This is a genomic window from Bradyrhizobium cajani, assembly GCF_009759665.1.
Classification (GTDB): Bacteria; Pseudomonadota; Alphaproteobacteria; order Rhizobiales; family Xanthobacteraceae; genus Bradyrhizobium; species Bradyrhizobium cajani.
Genome location: NZ_WQNE01000003.1, coordinates 21808 through 39734 on the forward strand (window position 1 = coordinate 21808; position 17927 = coordinate 39734).

18 protein-coding genes are annotated in these 17927 nt (G+C 63.7%); 12 read left to right on the forward strand and 6 right to left on the reverse strand.

Annotation, left to right across the window (positions count from 1 at the left end):
- Positions 1-108: 108 nt before the first annotated feature.
- On the reverse strand, positions 109-633 hold the full coding sequence (locus tag GPL20_RS05005) for a Dps family protein (RefSeq protein WP_254125670.1): 525 nt from the start codon (positions 631-633) through the stop codon (positions 109-111).
- Positions 634-747: 114 nt separating this feature from the next.
- Here GPL20_RS05005 and GPL20_RS05010 point away from each other — a divergent pair, with 114 nt between their 5' ends.
- Positions 748-1449, forward strand: a complete 702-nt coding sequence (locus GPL20_RS05010) for a class I SAM-dependent methyltransferase (RefSeq protein ID WP_157328309.1) — start codon at positions 748-750, stop codon at positions 1447-1449.
- Between the two features lie 248 nt (positions 1450-1697).
- Here GPL20_RS05010 and GPL20_RS05015 read toward each other — a convergent pair whose 3' ends face one another.
- Entirely contained in the window at positions 1698-2069 is a 372-nt protein-coding gene (locus GPL20_RS05015; protein WP_157328311.1) for an ArsR/SmtB family transcription factor, read from the reverse strand.
- Between the two features lie 109 nt (positions 2070-2178).
- On the opposite strand from GPL20_RS05015, the gene GPL20_RS05020 reads away from it, so the two are divergent.
- The 3 genes from GPL20_RS05020 to greA all read left to right on the forward strand — a co-directional run bounded on the left by GPL20_RS05020 (position 2179) and on the right by greA (position 7670).
- Complete coding sequence (locus GPL20_RS05020) at positions 2179-3348, forward strand: MFS transporter (protein WP_157328313.1); 1170 nt, start codon at positions 2179-2181, stop codon at positions 3346-3348.
- Positions 3349-3488: 140 nt separating this feature from the next.
- Positions 3489-6953: a carbamoyl-phosphate synthase large subunit gene (gene carB, locus GPL20_RS05025; protein ID WP_157328315.1), complete on the forward strand. Its 3465-nt coding sequence runs from the start codon at positions 3489-3491 to the stop codon at positions 6951-6953.
- 243 nt (positions 6954-7196) lie between these two features.
- The gene (greA, locus tag GPL20_RS05030; protein WP_157328317.1) at positions 7197-7670 is read left to right on the forward strand and encodes a transcription elongation factor GreA; all 474 of its coding nucleotides are present in this window, start codon (positions 7197-7199) and stop codon (positions 7668-7670) included.
- Positions 7671-7865: 195 nt separating this feature from the next.
- Here the strand turns inward: greA and GPL20_RS05035 are convergent, their stop codons facing one another.
- Positions 7866-8345 carry an Lrp/AsnC family transcriptional regulator gene (locus GPL20_RS05035; RefSeq protein WP_254125668.1) on the reverse strand — a complete coding sequence of 160 codons (480 nt, stop codon included), beginning with the start codon at positions 8343-8345 and terminating at the stop codon, positions 7866-7868.
- A gap of 267 nt (positions 8346-8612) precedes the next feature.
- Here GPL20_RS05035 and trxB point away from each other — a divergent pair, with 267 nt between their 5' ends.
- The 5 genes from trxB to GPL20_RS05055 all read left to right on the forward strand — a co-directional run bounded on the left by trxB (position 8613) and on the right by GPL20_RS05055 (position 12623).
- The gene (gene trxB / locus GPL20_RS05040) at positions 8613-9578 is read left to right on the forward strand and encodes a thioredoxin-disulfide reductase (RefSeq protein WP_157328320.1); all 966 of its coding nucleotides are present in this window, start codon (positions 8613-8615) and stop codon (positions 9576-9578) included.
- 5 nt (positions 9579-9583) lie between these two features.
- Positions 9584-10507 carry a LysR family transcriptional regulator gene (locus tag GPL20_RS05045; protein ID WP_026312114.1) on the forward strand — a complete coding sequence of 308 codons (924 nt, stop codon included), beginning with the start codon at positions 9584-9586 and terminating at the stop codon, positions 10505-10507.
- Between the two features lie 446 nt (positions 10508-10953).
- Positions 10954-11862 carry a 4-hydroxy-tetrahydrodipicolinate synthase family protein gene (locus tag GPL20_RS05050; protein ID WP_157328323.1) on the forward strand — a complete coding sequence of 303 codons (909 nt, stop codon included), beginning with the start codon at positions 10954-10956 and terminating at the stop codon, positions 11860-11862.
- 315 nt (positions 11863-12177) lie between these two features.
- On the forward strand, positions 12178-12327 hold the full coding sequence (locus tag GPL20_RS38695; RefSeq protein WP_167532899.1) for a hypothetical protein: 150 nt from the start codon (positions 12178-12180) through the stop codon (positions 12325-12327).
- A gap of 131 nt (positions 12328-12458) precedes the next feature.
- A complete protein-coding gene (locus GPL20_RS05055; RefSeq protein WP_254125666.1) occupies positions 12459-12623 on the forward strand; it encodes a hypothetical protein in 165 nt (54 codons plus the stop codon).
- A gap of 119 nt (positions 12624-12742) precedes the next feature.
- On the opposite strand, the gene GPL20_RS05060 is transcribed toward GPL20_RS05055, so the two are convergent.
- Both GPL20_RS05060 and GPL20_RS05065 read right to left on the reverse strand, forming a co-directional pair.
- Positions 12743-13420 carry a ParA family protein gene (locus GPL20_RS05060; RefSeq protein ID WP_027575286.1) on the reverse strand — a complete coding sequence of 226 codons (678 nt, stop codon included), beginning with the start codon at positions 13418-13420 and terminating at the stop codon, positions 12743-12745.
- A gap of 506 nt (positions 13421-13926) precedes the next feature.
- Entirely contained in the window at positions 13927-14277 is a 351-nt protein-coding gene (locus GPL20_RS05065; protein ID WP_157328324.1) for a hypothetical protein, read from the reverse strand.
- Between the two features lie 483 nt (positions 14278-14760).
- On the opposite strand from GPL20_RS05065, the gene GPL20_RS05070 reads away from it, so the two are divergent.
- Positions 14761-15705, forward strand: a complete 945-nt coding sequence (locus GPL20_RS05070) for an AEC family transporter (protein ID WP_157328326.1) — start codon at positions 14761-14763, stop codon at positions 15703-15705.
- Positions 15706-15787: 82 nt separating this feature from the next.
- On the opposite strand, the gene GPL20_RS05075 is transcribed toward GPL20_RS05070, so the two are convergent.
- Positions 15788-17035 (reverse strand): vanadium-dependent haloperoxidase, encoded by a 1248-nt coding sequence (locus tag GPL20_RS05075; protein ID WP_246250117.1) that lies wholly within the window; start codon positions 17033-17035, stop codon positions 15788-15790.
- A gap of 75 nt (positions 17036-17110) precedes the next feature.
- On the opposite strand from GPL20_RS05075, the gene GPL20_RS05080 reads away from it, so the two are divergent.
- Both GPL20_RS05080 and GPL20_RS05085 read left to right on the forward strand, forming a co-directional pair.
- Complete coding sequence (locus tag GPL20_RS05080) at positions 17111-17431, forward strand: hypothetical protein (protein ID WP_157328330.1); 321 nt, start codon at positions 17111-17113, stop codon at positions 17429-17431.
- Between the two features lie 109 nt (positions 17432-17540).
- On the forward strand, positions 17541-17876 hold the full coding sequence (locus GPL20_RS05085) for a hypothetical protein (protein WP_157328332.1): 336 nt from the start codon (positions 17541-17543) through the stop codon (positions 17874-17876).
- Positions 17877-17927: the final 51 nt, after the last annotated feature.

Sequence of the window (17927 nt, forward strand, 5' to 3'; positions counted from 1 at the left end):
AAGCGCAGCGCCGTAGGGTGGGTTAGCGTAGCGTAACCCACCACTTCTGCTTCCTCAGCGGCAGACGTGGTGGATTACGCCTTCGGCTAATCCACCCTACAGACTGCCCTACGCCTCGTTGCCGCCTTCCTGGCGGGTGGCTTCAAACAGGAACCAGGTGCGGCGCTCGGTCTCGTCGATGAAGTTTTCCAGGATGCTCGCGCTGGCGACATCGCCGGCGTCGTCACAGACATCGTGCGCCTTGCGCATCGCAGCCGCGACATGCTTGTTGTCCTGCATCAATTCGCGCAGCATCTCGCGCGGCGGGACGTACTCCTCGTTGTTGTCCTTGATGGTCTGGAGTTTTGCGACCTGGCCGATCGACTTCAGCGTGGTGCCGCCGATCTTGCGGACGCGCTCGGCGAGCTGGTCGGTGGTGGCGAAGATCTGGTCGGACTGCTCGTCGAGCAGCAGATGGTAGTCGCGGAAATGCCGGCCGCTGATGTGCCAGTGGAAATTCTTGGTCTTCAGATACAGCGCGAACGCGTCGGCCAGAAGCACGTTGAGCGCCTCGGAGACCTTCTTGACCCCATCGGGCGACAGATCGGTGGGAGTGTCGAGATCGGGCGAAACCTTGTGGGGGGCTTTGCTCACGGGAAACCTTCCTGTTAGGACGCGGACATTGACGGCGCGCCGTCGCACCCCTAACGCAAGGCGGGCAGCGCCGGTTCCTCACCAGGAACCGTTTGGCCGGGACCTTCAAATACCATGGACGATTGGATCGATTATTACGACTCCACGCATACGATCTATGTCAGCAAGCTGCATCGCGACTTGCACTTCCAGATCATCGCGCGGGACATCATTGGCTACATCTCTTCGCCCGAGGCGACAGTGCTCGACTATGCCTGCGGAGAGGCGCTGTCGGCGAGCCAGGTGGCATCCGCGTGCGGCAAGCTGATCCTCGCCGAGCCCGCGCCCGGCGTGCGCGGCCGGCTGATCGCGCGGTTTGCTCCGAACACCAAGATCCGCGTCCGCTCGCTCGACGACGTCCGCAAGATGCAGGACCAGTCGATCGATCTCGTGGTGATGAACTCGGTCGCGCAATATATGACGCCGGCGGAGCTCGATGCCGCCCTCCTCAACGTCCGGCGGCTTCTGACGCCGTCCGGCAAGCTCGTGCTCGGCGATATCCTCCAGCCCAATGTCGGCATGGTCAGGGACGTGCTGGCGCTGCTCAACTTCGGCCTGCGTCACGGCTTCCTGAAGGATGCGCTGGTCGGGCTGATCAGCACCGCGCTGTCAGATTACCGTCATCTGCGCTCGCGCATCGGGCTTCAGCGCTACAGCGAGGACGAGATCACCGCCAAGCTGACCGCAGCCGGCTTCGCGGTCCAGCGCGCCCATGCCAATATCGGCCACAATCCCTGGCGCATGACCTTCGTCGCACGGCCGCCTCTGGTTCGTTAAGCATAACAATCAGCCGAGGTGGTCTGCCGCGCCGCGATCGGTATGATCCGTGCGGCCCGGTGGCGGAAGAGTCTACGCGAGGGCGGTGCATCGCTCTTCATCCTGGTTCAAGTCCAGGCCGGGTCTCCAGCCTTCGCTGGCTCCGCCAGCGTCGGCGAGGCAAGCCCTATCGTAGCGAAGGCCGCCTCGACGAAGCCCGAAGGGCGAAGTCGGGCACACTTTGGCAGACCACCCAAAGCAAAATCTCGTCAGCCCGCATCGACCACTTCACAGTCGGACAGAAGCTGGAGCCGGCCGGCATCCCTGGCCGCGGAGCTGATGACGGCATCGAGCAGGCCCGGGAAGCGCGCGTCCAGATCCTCGCGGCGCAGCCGCATGAACCGGTTGGTCCCCGCCACGCGCGTTTGCATCAGCCCGCATTCGCGCAGCTTGGCGAAGTGGTAGGCGAGATTCGACTTGCCGCCGAGACCGCTGAAGTCGCCACAGCAGAGCTCGCTGCTGACACGTTCTTGCTGCGCGAGTTGGTAGACGATCGCCAGACGGATCGGATCCCTCAGGCAATCCAGGACCATCGGCAGCTCGATCTGCTCGCGGGCGGGATGGAGAGGTGTGCGGCTCATGATCCCGGAATCATAGCGAAGCCATTGTAATGTTCAATAGTTCTTGAACCAATTGACACCTACCCCATTCAATTGTTCAAGAAACGTTGAACCATAAGGACTGTTCCGAATGAGCGTGTTCTGGCTGGCCCTCGCGGCCTTCGCGATCGGCACTGAAGGCTTTGTCATTGCTGGGCTTTTGCCGGCGATTGCGACTGACCTTGCGATTTCCGTCTCGGCCGCCGGGCAACTGGTTACGGCCTACGCCCTCACCTATGCCGTTGGTTCGCCGATCCTGGCGGTGGCGCTGAACAACATCGATCGCCGCACCGTGCTGGCGGTGGCGCTGTCGACCTTCATCGCCGGCAATCTCGCGGCAATGGTGGCATCCAGCTACGCGCTGCTGCTGGCCTCGCGCATGCTGATGGCGCTAGGCTCCGGGCTGTGCATGCCGACGGCGCTCGCGGTGTCCGTGGCGGTCGCCTCGCCCGAACGGCGCGGCCGTGCGGTGGCACTCGTCACCTCGGGCCTCACGGTAGCGACCGTCATCGGCGTTCCCCTCGGCAATCTCGTCGGCAGCCTGTTCGGCTGGCGCGCGACCTTCGCCATGGTCGCACTGATCGGCGCGGTCGCGCTCGCCGGCCTGCTGCTCGGCCTGCCCCGCGGACTGCCGCGCAACACCGCCTCGCTCAGCGCGCGGCTGGCAGTGGCGCGGCACGGCCACGTGCTGGTTGCGCTTCTGATCACCATCCTCTGGGCGCTCGGCGGCTTCACCGTGTTCACCTATTTCGCGGTTCCGCTGCGCGGCCTCGGCTTCGATGCGTCGCAGATCAGCCTGGCGCTGCTGGTGTTCGGCGGCGCCGCCGCGATCGGCAACATGCTCGGCGGCGTCCTGGCCGATCGGCTCGGCACGCTCGCCACCGCCGCCCTCGGGCTCGCCGGCATGGCGAGCGCGCTGATCCTGCACTCGCTGGTGCTGAAGCTGATGCCCGGGCAAGCCCATTACGCGGTGCTGGGCGCGATCTTCCTCTGGGGCATCTCGGGCTGGGCATTCTATCCGGCGCAGATCGCCAGCATCATCCGGATCGACCCGCAGGCCTCGATGATCGCGCTCTCGCTCAATGCGTCCGCGATGTATCTCGGCTTTGCCATTGGCGGGGCACTCGGTGGCGTGGTGTTGGCCACCCTCTCGCCGGCCGACCTCGGCTGGATCGGCGGATCGAGCGTGGCGGCCTCGCTTCTGGTGCACCTCGCCCGTGGCTGGCAGTCACGGCCAAAACCGGTCAAAATTGCCGGTTGATGGGCGTTTTTCGGGGTTTCGCCGCCCCGAAAACTGGTCTAAGACCCACCCGCGCGCGAGGGAAACCCGCGCTCTCGGCTTAGGGGACGCGCGACCAGCGCGCCCTTTTTTTGTGCCTAAATTCCAGCCTGCGAGCGGTGATGCCCAAACGAACCGACATCTCGACCATCCTGATCATCGGCGCCGGTCCCATCGTGATCGGCCAGGCCTGCGAGTTCGACTATTCCGGCACCCAGGCCTGCAAGACGCTGAGGGAAGAGGGCTACCGCATCGTCCTCGTCAATTCCAACCCGGCCACGATCATGACCGATCCGGATTTGGCCGATGCGACCTATATCGAGCCGATCACGCCCGAGATCGTCGCCAGGATCATCGAGAAGGAACGTTACGTCATTCCCGGCGGCTTCGCGCTGCTACCGACCATGGGCGGCCAGACCGCGCTGAACTGCGCGCTCAGCCTGCGCCGGCAAGGCACACTGGAAAAATTCGACGTCGAGATGATCGGCGCGACGGCGGATGCGATCGACAAGGCCGAGGATCGTCAGCTCTTCCGCAACGCCATGGAGAAGATCGGGCTCCAGACCCCGAGGTCGCGCCTTGCCAATGCGTCCGAGCTGAAGAAGTCGTTCCGCGACAAGTATCTTGCCGAGCGCGAGAAGCTGTCCGGCGCCGCGCAGGAAGAGCTCGACCGGCAATGGACGCTCGGCGAGAACGAGCGCCGCAAGCGCTACCAGGAATATGCGCTGGGCCAGGCCATGATGGCGCTGTCCGAGATCGGCCTGCCCGCCATCATACGTCCCTCCTTCACGCTCGGCGGCACCGGCGGCGGCATCGCCTACAACAAGGAAGAGTTCCTCGACATCATCGAGCGCGGCCTCGATGCGTCGCCCACCAACGAAGTCCTGATCGAGGAATCCGTCCTCGGCTGGAAAGAGTTCGAGATGGAGGTGGTGCGCGACAAGAAGGACAATTGCATCATCGTCTGCTCGATCGAGAATTTCGATCCGATGGGCGTGCACACCGGCGACTCCATCACGGTCGCGCCGGCGCTGACGCTGACGGACAAGGAATACCAGATCATGCGCGACGCCTCGCTGGCGGTGCTGCGCGAGATCGGGGTCGAGACCGGCGGCTCCAACGTGCAGTTCGGCATCAATCCCGCCGACGGCCGCATGGTCGTGATCGAGATGAACCCGCGCGTGTCGCGTTCGTCGGCGCTGGCGTCGAAGGCGACCGGCTTCCCGATCGCCAAGGTCGCCGCCAAGCTCGCGATCGGCTACACGCTCGACGAGATCGCCAACGACATCACCGGCGGCGCGACGCCGGCCTCGTTCGAGCCGACGATCGACTACGTGGTGACCAAGATCCCGCGTTTCGCCTTCGAGAAATTCCCCGGCGCCTCCTCCACGCTGACGACGTCGATGAAGTCGGTCGGCGAGGTCATGGCGATCGGCCGCACCTTCCAGGAGAGCCTGCAAAAGGCGCTGCGCGGGCTCGAGACCGGCCTGACCGGCCTCGACGAGATCGAGATCGAAGGTCTCGGCCACGGCGACGACAAGAACGCGATCCGCGCCGCCCTCGGCACGCCGACGCCGAACCGGCTGCTCCAGGTCGCGCAGGCGATGCGGCTCGGCTGGTCCAACGAGGATATCTTCAACTCCTGCAAGATCGATCCGTGGTTCCTCAGCGAGATGCGCGGCATCGTCGACATGGAAGAGAAGATCAAGAAGAACGGTCTTCCGTCCAACGCCTTCGGCATGCGCACGCTGAAAGCCATGGGCTTCTCCGACGCGCGGCTCGCCGTGCTGGCGCAGACCACGGATGCCGAGGTCACGGCCAGGCGCCACGCGCTCGGCGTCCGCCCGGTGTTCAAGCGCATCGACACCTGCGCGGCGGAGTTCGCTTCGCCGACCGCCTACATGTACTCGACCTATGAGGCGCCGTTCGCAGGTCACCTCGCCGACGAAAGCGCGCCGTCCGACCGGAAGAAGGTCATCATCCTCGGTGGCGGCCCGAACCGCATCGGCCAGGGCATCGAATTCGACTATTGCTGCTGCCACGCCTGCTTCGCGCTGGCGGACGCCGGCTACGAGACCATCATGGTCAATTGCAATCCGGAGACGGTGTCGACCGACTACGATACCGCCGACCGGCTCTATTTCGAGCCGCTCACCGCCGAGGACGTGCTGGAGATCATCGCGACCGAGCGCACCAACGGGACGCTGCATGGCGTGATCGTGCAGTTCGGCGGCCAGACGCCGCTAAAGCTCGCGCGTGCGCTGGAAGCCGCCGAAGTGCCGATCCTCGGCACCTCGCCCGACGCGATCGACCTCGCCGAAGACCGTGACCGCTTCAAGCGTGTGCTCGACAAGCTGCGGCTGAAGCAGCCGAAGAACGGCATCGCCTATTCGGTCGAGCAGGCCCGGCTCGTCGCCGCCGATCTCGGCCTGCCGCTGGTGGTGCGCCCGTCCTACGTGCTCGGCGGCCGCGCGATGCAGATCATCCGCGAGGAGAACCAGCTCAACGACTATCTGCTCGGCACGCTGCCGGAGCTGGTGCCCGCCGACGTCAAGGCGCGCTACCCGAACGACAAGACCGGGCAGATCAACACGGTGCTCGGCAAGAACCCGCTGCTGTTCGACCGCTACCTCTCGGACGCCACCGAGGTCGACGTCGACTGCCTCTCCGACGGCAAGGACGTCTTCATCGTCGGCATCATGGAGCACATCGAGGAAGCCGGGATTCACTCCGGCGACAGCGCCTGCTCGCTGCCGCCCTATTCGCTCGACGCCAAGACGCTCGACGAGTTGGAGCGGCAGACGCGCGAGCTCGCGCTCGGCCTCGACGTCGTCGGCCTGATGAACGTGCAATACGCGATCAAGGACGGCGAGATCTACGTACTGGAAGTCAACCCGCGCGCCTCGCGCACGGTACCGTTCGTCGCCAAGGTGATCGGCACGCCGGTCGCGAAGATCGCCGCGCGCATCATGGCCGGCGAGAAGCTCGCCGACTTCAAGCTGAAGAAGGCGGAGCTCAAGCACGTCGGCGTCAAGGAATCGGTATTCCCGTTCGCGCGCTTCCCCGGCGTCGATACGGTGCTCGGCCCCGAGATGCGCTCGACCGGCGAGGTCATGGGCATCGACCGCAATTTCGAGGTCGCCTTTGCCAAGAGCCAGATCGGCGGCGGCACGCGGGTGCCGCGCAACGGCACGGTGTTCGTCTCGGTGCGCGAGAGCGACAAGATCCGCATCACCGAGGCCGTGCGCGAATTGCACACGCTCGGATTCAAGGTGCTTGCCACCTCCGGCACGCAGCGCTTCCTGACTGACCAGGGCATCCCGACCGAGAAGGTGAACAAAGTGCTGGAGGGACGGCCGCACATCGTCGACGCCATCACCAATGGCGACGTCCAGCTCGTCTTCAACACCACCGAAGGCCCGCAGGCGCTGGCCGACAGCCGTTCGCTGCGGCGCGCGGCCCTCTTGCATAAAGTGCCGTATTACACCACTCTTTCCGGGGCCGTGGCGGCCGCGCAGGGCATCCGCGCCTATCTCGGCGGGGACCTTGAGGTTCGCACCCTGCAGAGCTACTTTTCGGAAACCTGATCGCGCGCGGAAGGCCAGGCCTTTTGGGGTTAAGCCTTTTGGGGTTAAGCCTTTCGCTAAGTGATTGGCAATGAAGCCACAATGGCCGGAGGAACTGTCCGGCCATGTGGGTGTTCTGTTCCGGCGCTAAGCCCATATCTGTCAACGACCGGCGGCCCGTGTGTCGAGCCCCGGAAAGACCGACGAATCAAGGTTGGGTGCCCATTTGTGTTTCGGGCGCGCGATCGAAGAACGAGAGAGAAGATGGAAAAGGTTCCGATGACTTCGGCCGGATTTGCCGCGCTCGGAGAAGAATTGAAGCATCGCCAATCCGTGGATCGGCCGCGGATCATCGAGCACATCGCGGAGGCGCGCTCGCACGGAGACCTGTCGGAAAACGCGGAGTATCACGCCGCGAAGGAAGAGCAGTCCCACAATGAGGGCCGCATCGCCGAACTCGAGGACAAGCTCGCGCGCGCCGACATCATCGACATCTCGAAACTGTCCGGCGATACCATCAAGTTCGGCGCCACCGTGACGCTGGTCGACGAGGACACCGAAAAGAAGACGGTGTGGCAGATCGTCGGCGAGGTCGAGGCCGACGCCAAGAAGGGCCGCATCTCCATCACCTCGCCGCTCGCCCGCGCGCTGATTGGCAAGAAGAAGGGCGCCACCGTCGAGGTCAACACGCCCGGCGGCGCCAAGGCGTATGAGATCACCAAGGTGGAGTGGCGGTAAGGATTTGCCGTCGTCGCACTGACGTTCTGAAAAGGCCGCGCTTCTTGCGCGGCCTTTTTTGTTTCGGCGTGCTACTGGGCATGCGAAGGGCTCCGCCCTCACCACGCGTCATTGCGAGCGCAGCGAAGCAATCCAGAATCTTTCCGCGGCAGCAGTCTGGATTGCTTCGCTGCGCTCGCAATGACGACGGAAGCGCTACCGCCTTCCCTTCACGTCCAGCGGCACCGCCGCCTCGTATTTCGAATTGTGCAGCACCAGCGAGGTCCGCACGTTGCGCACATGGGGCGCGGCGGTGAGGTGGGTGACGAAATCCTGGAAGGTCGCCATATCGGGCGCGACGCATTTGAGGATGAAATCGACCTCGCCGGACAGCATCCAGCATTCCCGCACCAGCGGCTCGGCACGGACGAATTCCTCGAAGGCGCGCAAATCCGCCTCGGCCTGGCTGGACAGGTGCACCGCGGCGAACACGGTGACGTCGAAGCCGAGCTTGCGGGCGTCCAGCAGGCCGCGATAGCCGTGGATATAGCCCTCCTCCTCCAGCGCCCGGACCCGGCGCAGGCAGGGCGGCGGGGAAATGCCGACGCGTTTGGCCAGCTCGACATTGGTGATTCGACCGTCGGACTGAATCTCGGCGAGAATTTTCAGGTCGATCTCGTCTAGGTTCCGCGACACGTGATTGGAACTCCTGGCCTTTGCGGCGGTATTGGGTGGGTCTGTCGCAATCCTCATAGCCCAGTCCGCACCAGATGCGCAATTTTATTGCGCGTGCAGCGCAATCGACTTTTGTTCCCTGTTGGAAAAATCCGCCGATAGGGAATGCAATTCTTGCATGGCTCACCAGAACGCTTAGATTAGCTCTTATATTTCAGCGCCTCCGCGAGGCCTCCCGGCACGTTCCGCGCCCGCGCTGCAAATCCCCCGTGAAAGGCGTCCATCGAAATGTCCGCTCCTGTTCATGCAAAGGTCGTCATCATCGGCTCCGGCCCCGCCGGCTACACGGCGGCGATCTACGCCGCACGCGCGATGCTCGAGCCGATCCTGATCCAGGGCATCCAGCCGGGCGGCCAGCTCACCATCACCACCGACGTCGAGAACTATCCGGGCTTCGCCGACGTGATCCAGGGCCCCTGGCTGATGGAGCAGATGGAGAAGCAGGCGGTCCATGTCGGCACCAGGATCGTCTCCGACCTCGTCACCAAGCTGGAGACGGCGCATCGGCCGTTCCGCCTCACCTGCGACAGCGGTGATGTCTATCTCGCCGACACCGTCGTCCTCGCCACGGGCGCGCAGGCGCGCTGGCTCGGGCTGCCGTCCGAAGCGAAATTCCAGGGCGGCGGCGTGTCGGCCTGCGCCACCTGCGACGGCTTCTTCTACCGCAACAAGGACGTCGTTGTGGTCGGCGGCGGCAATACCGCGGTCGAGGAAGCCCTGTACCTCACCAACCATGCCTCGCAGGTCACCATCGTGCATCGTCGCGATCACTTCCGCGCCGAACGCATCCTCCAGGAGCGTCTGTTCAAGCACCCGAAGATCAAGGTGATCTGGGACTCGGCCGTCGACGAGATCTGCGGCACCGAGAACCCGAACAAGGTCACCCATGTGCGGCTGAAGAACGTCAAGACCGGCACCCTGACCGATGTGCCGACCGACGGCATCTTCATCGCCATCGGCCATGCACCGGCAACCGAGCTCGTGAAGGGCCAGGTCAAGCTCAAACCGTCGGGCTATGTCGAGGTCGCCCCGAACTCGACCGCGACCTCGGTGCCCGGCCTGTTTGCCGCCGGCGACGTCGCCGACGAGACCTATCGCCAGGCCGTAACGGCCGCCGGCCTCGGCTGCATGGCCGCACTCGAAGCCGAACGTTTCTTGGCCCTTCGCGCCAGCGAGCGCGCGGCAGCGGAATAAAGATCATGCCCCGAACACGCGACGGATTCACGGATATGGACTGGGACAAGCTGAAGGTGTTTCACGCGGCGGCGGAAGCGGGCAGCTTCACGCATGCGGGCGAGCAGCTCGGCCTGTCGCAATCGGCGGTGTCGCGCCAGGTCTCGGCGCTGGAGCAGGAGCTTTCGGTCTCGCTGTTCCACCGCCACGCCCGCGGCCTCATCCTCACCGAGCAGGGTGACCTCTTGTTCCGCACCGCGCATGACGTGTTCATGCAGCTTCAGGCGGCGCGCGCGAAACTGACCGACAGCCGCGAACGGCCGAGCGGCGATCTCAAGATCACCACCACGCCCGGCGTCGGCATCAACTGGCTGATCCCGCGGCTCGGCGAATTCACCGCGCTCTATCCGGAGATCCGGATCTCGCTGATCGTCACCGACGAGGAGCTCGACCTGTCGATGCGCGAGGCGGACGTTGCGATCCGCACCCGCAAGCCGACGCAGCCGGACCTGATCCAGCGCAAGCTGTTCGCGATGGGCTTCCACGCCTATTGCTCGCCGGAATACATCAAGCGCTTCGGCACGCCGCGCACGCTGGAGGAGCTCGACTCCCACCGCATCATCACGCTCTCCGACGGCAACTTCGCGCCGCATCTTCAGAACCGCAACTGGCTGGTCGAAGCTGCGCGCAACGGCTCGGGTCCGCGCGAGGCCTATTTCAAGGTCAACAACATCCTTGGCCTCGTGCGCGCCTGCCAGCAGGGCCTCGGCATCGCGGCGCTGCCCGACTATCTCGTCGAGGAGCAGAGCAAGCTCGTGCAGCTGTTCGGCGAATCGGATTCGATCCAGCTCGACACGTACTTCGTCTATCCCGAGGAATTGAAGACGGTCGCACGCGTGCAGGTGTTCCGCGACTTCGTGGTGAGCAAGGCGCAGCGCTGGCCGTCCTGATTTCCGCATGACTGACATGCGGCCTCGGCTGTTGCTGCATGGCGCTCGTCAAGCCCATACTGCTTGCACGCTGAGCCTTCGCGTTGCGCATTTGTCCCCCTCCTCCAGTGGCGCGGGAGTTCAGTAATCCCTCTTGGAAGGTGATTGTGTCGGCCTCACGTGGCCAATACCTAAGCCGGGCCCTTCGGGTCCGGCTTTTTTTCTGCCAGATCCAGCCCTCGCCTTCCGCGTGTATTGACAGTTCCAGGCATACCCCGCATCATTTGCGAATGATCACGAAGTCGTGCGCAGTCGTCTCGAAAAAAGGCCCCCATCCGGGGACCTCGGATTTTTGCGCGCGCTAGTCAGGCTTCGTCATCGCAGCAAATCCCGAAAACCCCGCCGCCTGGACGGGGTTTTTTCATGTGCCTCCGTCTCAGGTTTTTTTCCCGAGAAGGAGATGGAACATGACCGGACTACGAGACCAATTGCACGGGCTGTGGCTGCCGCTGGTGACGCCGTTTCGCGACGGCCGCCTCGACGAGACGTCGCTGCGGCGGCTGACGCGGCACTACGGCGCACAGGCGATCGACGGCTTCATCCTGGGGGCGACCTCCGGTGAAGGCATGACGCTGCGCGACGGCGAGCTCGAGCGCCTCGTCGCCATCGTCCACGACGAGATGGTGGCCGGACGCCGCACCAAGCCGATCTGCCTCGGGCTTTCGGGCGCGGACACCGCCCGGCTGAAGGATCGCCTCGACGAAACCGCGGACTGGCCGATCGACGGCTATCTGATCGCAAGTCCCTATTACGTGCGGCCGTCGCAGCGCGGACTGCTGGCGCATTTCGAAGCCCTCGCCGATCACGCCGCCTGGCCGCTCGCGCTCTACAACATGCCCTACCGCTCCGCCGTCAACATCGCCAACCAGACCATGCTGCGGCTTGCCGAACATCCCAACATCGTCGGCCTGAAGGATTGCGGCGCGAGCCGCGAGCAATCGATCGCGCTGCTGCGCGACAGGCCGAAGGACTTTCGCGTGCTCACCGGCGAGGATGCAAATTACTTCGAGGCGCTTTGCGACGGCGCCGACGGCGGCATCGTGCTGTCCGCCCATGTCGAGACGGCGAGCTTCGCCGCGGTCTACAGCGAGCTGAAGCGCGGCAACCACGATGCGGCGCTGGCGCGCTGGCAGGAGGTCGCCGAATTGACGCGCCTCCTGTTCGCCGAACCGAGCCCCGCGCCGGCGAAGCACTGGCTGTGGCGGAGCGGCCTCATCGACAGCCCCGAAGTGCGCCTGCCGATGGTGGAGGTGAGCAGCGAGCTCGCGGCAACGATCGACGGCGAGATCGAGCGAAGGATGAAAGTCGCGGCGTAGCGTCTCGCTTGCTCATGCACGGTGGGTTTGGCGGTCCTTCGCCTCTCCCCGCTTGCGGGGAGAGGCCGAAATTTGCGCGCCGCGCAAATTTCCGGGTGAGGGGGAGCCTCCGCGAGTCCAGATCCCAACCGTGCTTGCGGAGACGGCCCCTCACCCCACCCTCTCCCCGTAAGAACGGGGAGAGGGAGTGGTAGAGCGTGCACCGTGGTTAACCTCACCCCAATCGCCTTCGCATCCGCCGCATGGCGCATCCACGGCTCGTTACGCAATCGCGCCTATCGTTGCTCCCGGACTTTCCAAAAGGGGGGAATGACCATGGGACATCGCACCCGGCCTACGGCCGCGAGCCAATTCGCGCCGGCCGATCTGTTACAGGGAATTCTGGTGGTGTCGTCGTTCGGGTTCTGGGCGGTGATGCTCGGCCTGATGCCGGTGCTGGCGTTTCGCGTCTGGCTGGTCGGCTGACACGCGGCGGGCCACGGATGGTTAACCCGTGGTAGCACCTGTGTTCAAATGCGCCGCCGGAAGCTGCGCGGAATCTTAAAACATCCCGTGTAGCGTTCACGCCCATAAGCGAAGAAATCGCGGGGGCGTTTGTGAATAGTCATAGCAAGGTGGCGTCGCATTACGACGCTGGACAGCAGAGCTTTACCACCGAGCAGAACTTCACCACCGCGGACATTCTCTGGGCCGTCGGGATCTGGTCGGTGATCCTCACCCTGTCGCCGGTCATCGTGTTCTACATGCTGATGGTGGCGTGACCTTCATCTCGAGATTCCGGGTCTGGTCCTTCGGACCATCCCGGAATGACGAGTGAAGGCAGAAACGCAAAACGCGCGGACATCCGCGCGTTTTTCGTCCGGGGAAAAGAATGATGAAATTACGCCGCCTGCTTGTGCATTGCGCCGGATGCCGACGCCGTGCCGCGAATGGCCTTGACTGAACGCTCGATCGCCGCCCACAGCCTTGCAATTTCCTGGGCCGCGCGGCTCTCGGCCTGATATTCCCGCGCGCCTTCGCCGTGGCTCAGCGCCATCAGCAAATCCGAACGGTTGGTGATCTGGCCGCCCCACACCGGAGCACGGAATTTCGCCAGTGCCTCGCGGGCGATGGTGACGATCGGGCTTTCGGCCTCGTCGCGGCGCGCCGGCGCACCGTTGAGGACGACCGCGTAGGGCTTGCGCGCCGCGCGGCACATCTGGATGGTTTCCTGCACCGCGTTGACGTCGAACACGCCGGGACGGGCCGGAATGATCACCATCGTCGCGTTCCTGATCGCGTCGTCGACGACGGCCGACAGGTTCGGCGGCGTGTCGATCAACACCCATTCATATCCGTCGCGCTTGGCAGCGGAGACGATGCCGCTGACCGAGTTCACGGCAGCCTTGATCGGCGGTTCGTTGGTGCCACGCAGCTTGTGCCACAGCGTGAGCGAACCCTGCGGATCCGCGTCCACCAGCATGACCTGCTTGCTCGCCTTGATCTGCGCGGCGAGATGTGCAGCCAGGGTACTCTTGCCCGAGCCGCCTTTACGCGATGCAAAAACAATAACGTTCATACGTTCGGCCTCCAGATTGACCCCGTGCCACGAAAATGAATCACCGCGCTGATTCGTGAAAGAAAAATTTATCGGGAGTTGCGTCGCAGTCACGAAATAACAAGAGGGTCTGGCTTTTGAGTCACACTCCTCCGCGCGAGGCCTGACACAAACCGCCATAAACACGCTGTCACCCGCGCAAATCGTGCATTTTCCGGGCAGCAATGCGGGAAAAAGCGGAATGCAACCTCGCCGCGCAAACCGTATCGCGACTCTTTTCCGTCAACGTCGCCGCAACGGCTGCAAGCCGATGCGCGCCAAGGCGAACAAAAGGAGTCCGGTGGCTGTCGCGTGGCTAATGTCCGTCATCTTGACTCAAGGGGAACGGGCGAAGGCCTCGCGCAATCGGAGGACATCGCCGCCGCGGTCAATGGTCGTTCACGCACGCCTCAGAAGACGCGCGGAAATGCAAATGCCCGGGAGCAGCTCCCGGGCATCACGGAGTGTTACGAAGGGAACGCGCGCGCTCAGCCCTCGCCGGATTTCTTCCTGCTCGCCTTCGCCGCCGGCTTGGCGCTCTTCTTGGCGGACTTGGGTGCAATGTTGGTCGGCTTGCCGGCGCGCCTCTCGCCGGGCTCGGGGCCGGGGCGGAAGAACACCCGGCACTGCGGCGAGAGCTGCGCCTTCTTCTTGATCATGCAGGCGGTGATGGCGTCGACATTCGGAACGAACTCGCCGCACAGCCGCATCGCATCCGGCGAGCAGGCCTGCTGCTCTTCCTGCGTGTAGGCGAAGGCTGCGCCGGGATGGGCCAGGACGGCCAGCGCAAGCGAGAGGCTTGCAGCAGCCAGGAACTTGTTCAAGCGAGACGCCGGCATCGATCCCCCCAAATGTCGAACAGGAGGGAATAGTGGGTGAACGGGCGTTCGTTGGCAACGAGGGCAGATGCGAAAGCCGGGACGTGTGCGGTCTCGGCAACAGGGTGGGGGGCGTGCCGTTCACTTCGCTGTCGTCACCCGCGAAGGCGGGTGATCCAGTATTCCAGAGACGTCCATAGCTCCCCGAGAAGCCGCGGCGTACTGGATCCCCCGCATGCGCGGGGGATGACAGCTGTGCGTGGGGAAGGACCACGGCTAACCCTTTGGCAGAACTGGCGAGATCGGGGCAGGCTCGCAGCTTCCGCGCCCCTCCAACAAAAACCGCGAAAACAACCCCATGCACAGTAGCCAAGTCCAGGCGCGGATTGCGCTTTACGGATTTTACGAAATACATTTGACCCGTCGGGCAAAACAGTGGCATGATGGCACGATCGAAAGCTGCGTGGGGTGGTCGGCCGATATCCCCGTGAGGTTGGGGGGCGCATGGCCACCGTGTTGATCGTCGCGCCGGTGTTTGCGCTGATCGCGGCCGGCTATGCCGCGGTGCTGTTTCGCTTCGTCTCCGAGACCGCTCACAAGGGCATCAGCGAATTTGCCTTCAGCATCGCGATTCCCGCGCTGCTGTTCCGCACCATCGTCGTGTCGGAATTCTCCGATGTCAGCCCGTGGCGGATGTGGGGCGCCTATTACGGCGCGCTCGCCGTCACCTGGCTCGCGGCGCTGGCGCTCTCGGCCCTGCTGCGCAAGCGCCGCGGGGACAGCGAGGACGGCGTCGTGTTCGCGATCGGCTCGGTCTACGGCAACATCGTGATGCTCGGCATTCCCTTGACGCTCTCGGCGCTGGGCGTTGAGGCCGCAGGGCCAATGGCGCTGATCCTGTCGGTGAACACGCCGCTGCTCTGGCTCTGCGGCACGCTGCAAATGGAGCTCGTCGGCCGCAAGCACACCACATCGCCGCTGTCGATCATCCTGCCGGTGCTCGCAGATCTCGCCCGCAACCCGATCATGCTGGCGATCGGCCTCGGCCTCTTCTGGCGCCTCACCGGCCTCGGCCTCACACCCGTCGTCGACAGGACCATCGAGCTGTTGGCGCAGGCGGGATCGCCGACGGCGCTGTTCGCGCTCGGCATCAACCTGTTCCGCTTCGAGGTGAAGGGCGAGAAGCTCGACATCGCCGTGATGAGCGCACTCAAGCTGCTGGCGATGCCGGCGGCCGCCTTCGTGCTGGCCAGGCTGCTGAACCTGCCGCCGTTAGCTGCCGGCGTCGCCGTGCTGTTCGCGGCGATGCCGACCGGCGCGAACGCATACATCTTCGCGGCGCAGTATCAGCGGCTGGTGAATCCGGTATCAGGCGCGGTGGCGCTGGGGACGCTGCTGGCGGCGGTGACGTTGCCGGTGGTGGTGGTTGTGGTGGCGGGGGTGAGGTAGGCAGCTCGTCTTCGCGCCAGCAGTTGCAGCTCCAGCGGGGGCCATTCAACACGTATGAATAGCCCCCTGCATAGGAACACTCCTACTGCTTCGGATCAGCTCGCGCTTCCAGCCCGCGAAGCTGTGTCCTGACGGTCAAATCACCGATCTTCCTGCCCATGTCCTTTCCGACCTCCGCCGAGAAACGGTAATGGAAGCCGGCATAGATGCGCGCATTTGCGACCTCGTCGCTATAATCCTGAATCTTGGACCACTTGCGAGTCACCCCTGGCGCAGTCGGACTGATCATCGACAACTCTATTTCGTCCGCGGCGATGGACCGGAGAACCGTAGAAACCGACGCCGATATGATGCAGTGGGCGCAGGGGTATTCGGGATGCATCGGCGTTTCACCCAGCGGCAACCAGGACGCTTCGCGTGTTGTCATCGGGTTGTGCGTGATGTCCGCATTGCGTATGGCCGTCATTGGCCGCCAGAAATTGTAATGATACTTCGCGTCAAAGACGGCAACGATTGCGTCGTTCGCGGCGATCTCGGCAAGGGCAAAGAGACGAGCGCAGTCAACGACGTCCATGTGCTTGGCCGAAGCGACTTGCCGGACGATTGGATTGAAGCTGGGAGGCCCGACCAGAAACCAGAATCGTCCGATCGCCGTCTGCTCTGCTGTTCGGGTGGTGCTGTTGCGAGCACCGACCTCCCGAATTTCGTTGACGTCTTTGGTCCAGGTCTCGGAATCAAGCGCCGGTGGCGGCGCTGGACGGAATTGTGAGACCGACGTCATGACCCAAGGCGACGTTGCTCCAGCCGTCGTGGCGATCGGCACCACGGTCGGCACATAGACACCCGGGGCAGTATAGGGCCGATAAGTCTCCTGAGCGTCGCTGCCGTCATCCTTTCGCAACGCGATCACGCCGGAAGCGGCAATCTTTCCAAGCTCAATTCCATTCGCCTTTCCGTCCGAATCTTGGATACCGGAAAGCGATGCAAGCAATGCGGCATCAAGAGCAGATTTCTGGTCCGGATAGATCGTCAGAAGAATGTTGTAAGCCGCAGTCGCCGCTGCGGCTTCCTTGGACGTAGAGCGGTCTGCCACGAGATCCAGCTTGTAGGGCGTGTAGCGTCTTTCGATCGCATTGACGGCCTCGAACATGGCAACGTGCAGCATCGACATCGTCCGGGCCTGTGGCACGGGCAGGACCTTCTTTTCAGCGGCAATCGCATCCGCTTTCGCATTCCAGTCCATGATGACATCGGCACGCGCAGTGCCGACGCAAACTGCGAGAGCGGCGATGATCAGGAATGGAGATTTCGTTGCAAGAAACGTCTTCATCTTCATGCTCCTCTTGTCAACAGAGAGCGACACCTTGTACGGACGGGCCGCGCAAGAACATGGAAGTGCAGAACGATGTTAAGATCGCAGCGAGCCGGCTGCTGTGAAACACCTTACACTCGTCATTGCTTTCGTCGTAAAAAGTCTGAAGCGGCAATCCAAAGAGTAAGATCGATTGCCTTACCTGATGCGCGGCCCGCTACCTCGGCAGTCTCGTACACCGATCTCATCCTTGACGCGGGCAGGATCGCCGACGGCGCTGAGCTCGGCATCAACCTGTTCAGCTTCGAGGTGAAGGGCGAGAAGCTCGGAATCCTCGTGATGTGCGCGCTCAAGCTGCTGGCGGCGGCGACGTTGCCGGTGGTGGTGCTGATGGTGATGGCGAGGTCGAAATAGCTCCGCAGATCCCGCGCCATCTGCTCGGCGCTCCCGAGCGTCTGCCACTCGATAGCCATTTTGGTCTGGCTCAACTCAAGCTGGATACCCGTCGAGATGGTGGACCTGATTGATCACCCCGGGCAAATATTCCGTCTGGTTCAAAACGCCGGTTGGCGAAGGCGCCGGGGTCGTCGAGTTCGCACCCGACGGAAAACTGAGCGGCGGCGATTCCACGTTTGCCTATGCGGGACATTGGACGCAGGAAGGCGGGCACTTCAAAGCCAGTCTTTCCGCCCGCCGCGTGACGCCGGGACCGCCCGGTGTGTTCGGATTGGATGAGATCGACATCGTCGTGTCGGGCCGCTCGGTCGATGGCTCATCCACATCCTGCACGGGCTTTGCAAAACAATCGCCCGGCTTGAAGCTGGAAGCGGAGCTTGTTCGGATTGTGGACGGTGATTGAGGAGAGGCGCTGGGACGCTGCTGCCGGCGATGACGTTGCCGGTGATGGTGG